Genomic DNA, 7,060 nt, shown 5'->3' with positions numbered 1-7,060 from the left:
GCATCCGGCCGTCGCGGCGGGCGTCAGGGAGGTGTAACGACCGGGGGTGGGTCGACATTCCGTCGGGCCCGGCGTCGCCCCGGAGCGGGGCGGGTCGTCGGTCGGTCGTACCAGGTTTCAACGCCGCCATGCCCCCGGCCATTCCGCCCGGGCGGCTGTCGGGTCCGGAGCCAACCGGACATAAATCTCAGATAGTCGCATATCCCCCCAGTGGGCCGAGGTGGCGGGCGTCCGTTGCCGATGCCGCCCCCGGTCCCGCGCGGTTCTCCGGAGACCGGGCTGTCGGGGCGGGGCGGAGACCCCGACTTCCAGGGAACGGCCGGCAACAAGACGAGTCGTCGATGGCGCCCTCCGGGACGCCAGTGACTCCCCGGACCACACCGCCCTCCGGGACGCCGGTGACAATCGGGACGCCGGTGACAACCGGGACGATGGTGCGCTCCGGGACGGCCGGTTCAGCGGGAAGCGCCGAGGCGCAGCCGGCCGTCGACCACCTCGACGACCCGGTCGGTGCGGTGCAGGTGGTGGGTGTCGTGGGTGACGATCACCGTGGCGATCCCGCGTTCGGTGGACAGGTCGGTCAGCAGGTCGATGACGGCCGACCCGCGTTCGTGGTCCAGCGCGCTGGTGGGCTCGTCGACCAGCAGCACGGCCGGGTCGTTCATCAGGGCGCGGGCGATGTTGACCCGTTGCCGCTCCCCACCGGAGAGCTGGTGCGGGCGGCGGTCCGCCCGGCTGGCCAGGCCGACGGTGTCCAGCAGGTGCCGGGCCCGTTGCCGGGCGTCCCGACCGGACCGGCCGTCGAGGTGGGCCATCACCTGGAGCTGCTCGGTGGCGGTGAGCGAGGCGATCAGGTTGGGCTGCTGGAAGACGATCCCGATCCGCTCCCGGCGCAGCGCGGTGAGCTGCTTCGGGCGCAGGCCGGTGGTGTCCACGCCATCGACGACGACGCGCCCGGAGTCCGGGGTGATCAGGGTGGCGGCCACGGCCAGCAGACTGGACTTGCCGGAGCCGGAGGGGCCGACCACGGCGGTCGTGGTACCGGCCGGGACGTGCAGGTCCACCCGGTCCAGGGCGGTCAGTCGACCGTCACCGTCGGGGTAGGTCAACACGATGTCGGTCAGGTCCAGGCTCATCGGGCACTCCCCAGTGCGGTCAGCGGGTCGACGGAGGTGATGCGGCGGACGGACAGCGCGGCACCGACGGCACCGAGGACCACCATCACCGCGGCGGGCAGCAGGACGGACGCGGCGTCGAGGACGAACGGCACGGTCGACGCGGCGACGGCGCCCAGGCCGGCGGCGATGGCCGCGCCGAGCGCGGTACCGGCCACCAGCAGGACCACGGCCTGCCCGAGGGCGTCGCGCAGCAGGTAACCGGTGGTGGCACCCAGTGCCTTGAGCACCGCGATGTCCGCACTGCGCTGGATCGTCCAGACCGTGAAGAAAGCGCCGATGACCAGGGCCGAGATGGCGAAGAGCATGCCGCGCATCAGTTGCAGCGAGCCGTTCTCCGAGGTGTAGGAGCCGATCGCGGACAGCGCCTGCGACCGGGTGACCGTGGTGGTACCCAGCCGCGCGTCGGCGGCGGCCAGGTCGGCGTCGCCGGTGGTGCGCAGCGCGAGGACGGTGGCCGTGCGTCCGGTGCCGTCGCCGGGACCGGGCGTCAACCGGGCCAGGTCGGCCAGGCTCGCCCACACCACCGGGGTGTGGCTGTACGAGGCGTCCCCGGAGACGACGGCCACCTGCACCGGGTACCCGGCCAGGGTCAGCGACTGCCCGCGCTGCACGTCCAGCGCCTCGGCGGCACCGGTGGAGAGCACCACCCGGCCGTCGGCGAGCTGCCCGGCGGCGGGATCCAGGAACGACCCGGGGGTGATCCCGAAGACCGACAGCGCGGCGCTGCGCTGCCCGGCGGTGGCCCTGGTCGTGGTGATGCCGAGCGGCCCGCTGGCGGCGACCCCGGGTACCCGGGCCCACTCCTGCCACAGCGGTTCCCGGACGGCGGACTCGGTGAAGGACGGCTCCTGACCGGCGGGTACGGCGAAGACCAGGTGGTCGGCGGGCAGGTCGGTGACCGCCGAGGTGCTCTCCCGGCCCAGCCCGGCGGTCAACCCGGACAGCAGGGTCACCAGCAGGGTCATCAGCAGCACGACGGTACCCATCAGGGCGAACCGCCCCCGGGCGAAACGCAGGTCTCTCCAGGCCACGAACACGACAGACGGCACCTTCCTCGACGACTCCGGTGGTACGCCACGACACGCACCGGTCGGACGTCCGGTACCAAGGCTGGTCGCTCACCGGGCCGCTGCCATCGCTCTGCGGCCGGGCCGGTCCGCGTCGAGATGTCGACCAGGAAGTCAACCTTTCGGTTGATGGCCGGACCGGACTCCGGGCACCGGTCCGGCTCGTAGGCTGGTCAACCGGTGAACACGTCAGCGGACCCGCCACCGGTGCCGGCCGCCGCGCCCCGGGCCGGCAGCCCGACCGGCCGCGCACCGTACTCCCCGGCGCGGCTGCTGCCGGTACTGCTGCACGGCCTGGTGCTGGTGCTGCTCACGGTGACCGCCGTGCGGGCGCTGACCGGCTCCGACCCGGCCTCGGCGCACCCGGTGGTGGTGCCGTTCGCGGTGGCGGTGTTCGCGGTGGTGTACGCCGTCGGCGCCGGCACCGGCCGGCCGCAGCGGTCCCCGGCGGCGGCCGGGCGGTGGCTGCTGGCGGTCGGCCTGGCCTGGCTGCTGCTGCTCGCCTCCACCCCGGACGGGGTGTGGCTGGCGTTCCCGCTGTTCTTCCTCCAGATGCACCTGCTGCCAGCCCGCTGGGGACTGGCGGCCGTGGCCGGCACGACCGTCGCTGCCGTCGTCGGCTACAGCTGGCACGCGCACCGCTTCACCCCGGCGGCGCTGATCGGACCGACCCTGGGCGCGGCGGTGGCCGTCGCCGTGGTCCTCGGCTACCAGGCCCTGCACCGGGAGAGCGAACAGCGGCGCCGGCTCATCGAGCAGCTCGAAGCGACCCGCAGCGACCTGGCCGCCGCCGAACACGCCCGGGGGGTACTGGCCGAACGGGAGCGCCTGGCCCGGGAGATCCACGACACCCTGGCGCAGGGGCTGTCCAGCATCCAACTGCTGCTCGGCGCGGCGGCCCGCCACCTGCCGGAGCGGCCCGAGGCGGCGGCCGGGTACGTCGACCAGGCCCGAGGCAGCGCCCAGGAGAACCTGGCCGAGGCCCGTCGCTTCGTGCGCGCGCTGGTGCCGCCGGGGCTGGCCGGTGGCTCCCTGCCCGCCGCTCTGCACCGGCTGTGCGCGACGACCAGCCGACAGGCCGGACTGCCCACCCGCCTGCACGTCGACGGCAACCCGGTCCCGCTACCCACCCCGTACGAGGTGGCGCTGCTGCGCATCGCGCAGTCCGCGCTGGCCAACACCGTCCGCCACGCCCGGGCCGGTCGGGCCGACCTGACCGTCACCTACATGCCCGACCGCGTCGCGTTGGACGTCGTCGACGACGGGGTCGGCTTCGACCCGGGTGCCACCACCGGGCACGGCGACGGCGGGTTCGGTCTGACCGCGATGCGTACCCGGGCCGCCGAACTCGGCGGCACCCTGACCGTCGAGTCCGCCCCCGGGCAGGGCACCGCGCTGGCGGTGTCGTTCCCGTTCTCCGCCGAGCGGTACGCCGCCGACAACCGGGATGGTGTCCGAGACCATGACTGACCGTGCCCCGATCCGTCTCCTGCTGGCCGACGACCATCCCATCGTGCGGTCCGGCCTGCGGGCCGTCCTGGACGCCGAACCGGACATCGAGGTGGTCGGGGAGGCGGCCACCGCGTCGGAGGCGGTCCGGCTCGCCGGGGAACTGGCGCCCGACGTGGTACTGATGGACCTCCAGTTCGGATCCGGCAGTCACGGTGCCGACGCCACCGCGCAGATCACCGCCCGGCCCGACGCGCCCCGGGTGCTGATCCTGACCACCTACGACACCGACGCCGACATCCTGGCCGCCATCGAGGCCGGGGCCACCGGGTACCTGCTCAAGGACGCCAGCCCCGACGACCTCGCCGCCGCCGTACGCACCGCCGCCGCCGGCCGGTCCGCCCTCGCGCCGGCGGTGGCCCAGCGGCTGATGGGCCGGATGCGTACCCCGGAGGCCGCGCTGAGCCGCCGCGAGACGGAGGTGCTCCAGCTCGTCGCCGACGGCATGTCCAACCAGCAGATCAGCCGGGCCCTGTTCCTCAGCCAGGCCACCGTCAAGTCCCACCTGGTGCACGTCTTCACCAAGCTCGGTGTGGACAACCGCACCGCAGCGGTGGCCGCCGCCCGCCGGCAGGGCCTCATCCGCCGCTGACGAACCGGCCGGTCCGGCGCCCGGTGGGGCGGGCCGGACCGGCCGGTCGACGGATCAGCTCAGTTCAGGCCAGGTCGATCGGGCGCAGGACCCGCTCGATGGCGTGGGCGATCTGCCGGTTGCCCTGGTTGATGTCGGTGGCCACCACCCGGGGGTTGCGGTCGTCGGTGTCGGCGTCGACCAGCCGCAGCACCCCGTACGGCGAGTTCGGCCGGACCTCGACCTCGATGGCCGGGCCGAGGGCGGTGGTCAGGTGGGCGCCGTTGGACTTCAGCGCGGTCTTCGCGTCGATGGTGGCGCCGGGTACCACGTGGTAGAGCAGCACGCTCTCCACGGTGTCGATGCCGAGCCCGGCGACGGCGGCGAAGGCCTGCTTCTCACCGGCGGGCCGTGCCGCGTTGGTGATCTCCTTGACGAGCTGCTGGAACGCGGCGTCGGTCGGGATGAACGCGGTCAACGCGACGGTGCCGTCGGTGAGCACCTTGACCGGGGAGTTCGGCTTGGCCTCCAGGACGGCCAGGACGGCGGCCCGGAGAATGTCGAAGTCGTGCCGGTTCCGGTCGAACCCCGGGGTGTCGGCGGTCAGCACCTGCGCCAGCGAGGTCGTGCCGGTGGCGGTACCGCCGGCCTGGGCCGGCGCGGCGACGGCGGTGGCGGCCAGGGCGGTGGCCACGGTACCCACGGCGATCCGGGCGGTGAGTCGTCCGATGTTCATTGAGGAGCCCCTTCAGCGAAGCAACCGGGTCGTGACTGGTGTCACGACCATTGCTTCGTCGGGGACGGGGCGGCTGGATGCAGTACCGGGGAATTCCTCTTCGTGGCCGTGGCCGTGGCCGTGGTCCGGTGTGGCCGGTCGCCGGGGTCTCCGGTGACCGGCCACACCGGGTGGATCAGTAGACGGTCACGCCGTACGCGTTGGCCGCCTCGACGACCGGCTGGTAGAAGGTCGTGCCACCGGTGCGGCAGTTGCCGCTGCCACCGGAGGTCAGACCCAGCGCCTTGGTGCCGTCGTAGAGGGCGCCGCCGGAGTCGCCGGGCTCGGCGCAGACGTTGGTCTGGATCATGCCGCGCACGGTCCCGCCGCCGGAGTAGCGGACCGTGACGTTGAGCGCGGTCACCGTGCCGCTGTGGGTGCCGGTGGTCGACCCGCTGCGCTTGACCGACTCGCCGACGAAGGCGTTGGCGGCGGTGAAGCCGCCCGGGTGGCTGAGGGAGGCGTTGTCGTAGCGCACCAGGGCGTAGTCGTTGCCCGGGAAGCTGGAGCCGGTGGTCGGGCCGATCACGGTCTTCAGCCCGGAGTCGCTGTACCAGGTGTCGACGACGTCACCACAGTGGCCGGCGGTGAGGAAGTAGTAGGCGCCGCCCTTGACCACGTTGAAGCCGAGGGAGCAGCGGTAGCCGCCACCGTAGATGGCGTCGCCGGCACCGAGCAGCGGGCGGAACTCCCCGGCGGTCCGCTCGACACGGATGGCCCCGGCCCGGTTGCCGGCGCTCTTGGTGAGCTTCGCGAGGTCGGCGCGGGAGACGGTGTCGTCCGCGGTCACGACCACCCGGCCGGAGGTGGCGTCGACGTGCCAGGCGATCCCGTCGACTCCGGACAGTTCGACCGTGCTGCTCACCTGGGCGAGCTGGGTGGCGTCGAAGGTCGCCGGGGCGGCGGAGGCGGACGTGGGCAGGGTGAGGGCTCCGGCGGTGACCAGGCCGATGGTGGCGGCGAGTAGTTGGCCGATCCGGCCGGTGGTCTTGGTGATCCTCACTGATCCTCCTCGAAGCGGTGGTCCCCCTGGTCGGGCCCGCAGGTTGTGGTGGGGTCCGCAGGTTGTGGTCGGGCGGCGGCACGTCGGGTCGATCGGTGCATGATCCTGACGGTCGTCGTGGCAGTGAGTATCTATGGAGATCAATAACCACGCAAGGGTTCGACGAATATGGATCAGACGGGGTCGTCGGCCGGGGTGCGCGGAACCGCGCCGGTGGGTCGTCGCCGGCCCGGCTGCCGGTGGTCCGGCGGGGTGTCGTCCGGCGGGTTGCCGCCGTCGTGGCGGCGGGCTGTCCCGGCGGTCCGGCGGTAGGCCCTGATCGCGCGGGAACCCTGCTGGTGACGGTTCCCGTCATCCGGACGGTGGAGGTCGATCACCTGCTGTTGTGGCAGGCTGGGCCGGTGCGGCACTCCACCCTGACCGGGCTCGCGGTGGTCCTGGGCGTCCTCGCGCTCGCCACCGTCCTCGGCCTGTGGCGGCGCCGACGCGACGGCCGGATCCGCCCCGTGCCCGGCACCACCACCGTCGGCGTACCCGCCGACGCCACCGGCGCGACGCCGTCGTCGGCACTCGCCGCGCTCGGGGTACCCGCCGGGGCCGTCACCCTGGTGCAGTTCTCGTCCGCGTACTGCGCCCCGTGCCGTACCACCCGGCGGATCCTCACCGAGATCGAGGACCGGACCGGGGGCGTGCGGGTGGTCGAGATCGACGTCGAGCAGCACCTCGACGTGGTCCGGGAACTCGACGTCTGGCGTACCCCCACGGTCCTGGTGGTGGACGCCACCGGGCGGGTCGTCCAGCGGGTGTCGGGGGTACCGGGACGCGACGACCTGGTGCGTGCGATCCGGCCGCTGCTCGTCGGGGTGCCGTCGTGACCGGAGTGGCGTTGATCCGTCGGCGGACCGTGGACCACGGCCGGCTGTCGGCGAGCCTCTGTCGCCCGCCCCGCCCCGCCGC

General features: G+C 73.5%; 7 protein-coding genes. 3 read left to right on the top strand and 4 right to left on the bottom strand.

Features of this window, described 5'->3' with window-relative positions:
• Positions 1-455: 455 nt before the first annotated feature.
• Positions 456-1,136, bottom strand: coding sequence for an ABC transporter ATP-binding protein (locus tag GSF22_RS28200; protein ID WP_208816774.1), 681 nt, complete (start codon positions 1,134-1,136; stop codon positions 456-458).
• Positions 1,133-2,215, bottom strand: coding sequence for an ABC transporter permease (locus tag GSF22_RS28195; protein WP_208816773.1), 1,083 nt, complete (start codon positions 2,213-2,215; stop codon positions 1,133-1,135). Before GSF22_RS28195 ends, GSF22_RS28200 begins: the two co-directional genes overlap by 4 nt.
• Before the next feature lie 210 nt (positions 2,216-2,425).
• Between GSF22_RS28195 and GSF22_RS28190 the strand changes: the two genes are divergently transcribed.
• A complete protein-coding gene (locus tag GSF22_RS28190; protein WP_307804396.1) occupies positions 2,426-3,715 on the top strand; it encodes a sensor histidine kinase in 1,290 nt (429 codons plus the stop codon).
• Positions 3,708-4,346, top strand: a complete 639-nt coding sequence (locus tag GSF22_RS28185; protein WP_208816772.1) for a response regulator — start codon at positions 3,708-3,710, stop codon at positions 4,344-4,346. Before GSF22_RS28190 ends, GSF22_RS28185 begins: the two co-directional genes overlap by 8 nt.
• 64 nt (positions 4,347-4,410) lie before the next feature.
• On the opposite strand, the gene GSF22_RS28180 is transcribed toward GSF22_RS28185, so the two are convergent.
• Together GSF22_RS28180 and GSF22_RS28175 are read right to left on the bottom strand one after the other, a co-directional pair.
• A complete protein-coding gene (locus tag GSF22_RS28180) occupies positions 4,411-5,061 on the bottom strand; it encodes a fasciclin domain-containing protein (RefSeq protein WP_208816771.1) in 651 nt (216 codons plus the stop codon).
• 175 nt (positions 5,062-5,236) lie between these two features.
• Entirely contained in the window at positions 5,237-6,103 is an 867-nt protein-coding gene (locus tag GSF22_RS28175) for a S1 family peptidase (protein ID WP_208816770.1), read from the bottom strand.
• Positions 6,104-6,441: 338 nt separating this feature from the next.
• On the opposite strand from GSF22_RS28175, the gene GSF22_RS28170 reads away from it, so the two are divergent.
• A complete protein-coding gene (locus GSF22_RS28170; protein WP_307804395.1) occupies positions 6,442-6,978 on the top strand; it encodes a TlpA family protein disulfide reductase in 537 nt (178 codons plus the stop codon).
• The last annotated feature ends 82 nt before the right edge of the window (positions 6,979-7,060 follow it).

The organism is Micromonospora echinofusca (assembly GCF_017614955.1).
Lineage (GTDB): Bacteria > Actinomycetota > Actinomycetes > Mycobacteriales > Micromonosporaceae > Micromonospora > Micromonospora echinofusca_A.
This window is presented reverse-complemented; position numbering and strand designations above follow the sequence as displayed.

Excerpts from the sequence above, each read along its gene's own strand:
- GSF22_RS28200 (WP_208816774.1), bottom strand. The coding sequence starts at position 1,136 with ATGAGCCTGGACCTGACCGACATCGTGTTGACCTACCCCGACGGTGAC.
- GSF22_RS28185 (WP_208816772.1), top strand. The coding sequence starts at position 3,708 with ATGACTGACCGTGCCCCGATCCGTCTCCTGCTGGCCGACGACCATCCC.
- GSF22_RS28180 (WP_208816771.1), bottom strand. The coding sequence starts at position 5,061 with ATGAACATCGGACGACTCACCGCCCGGATCGCCGTGGGTACCGTGGCC.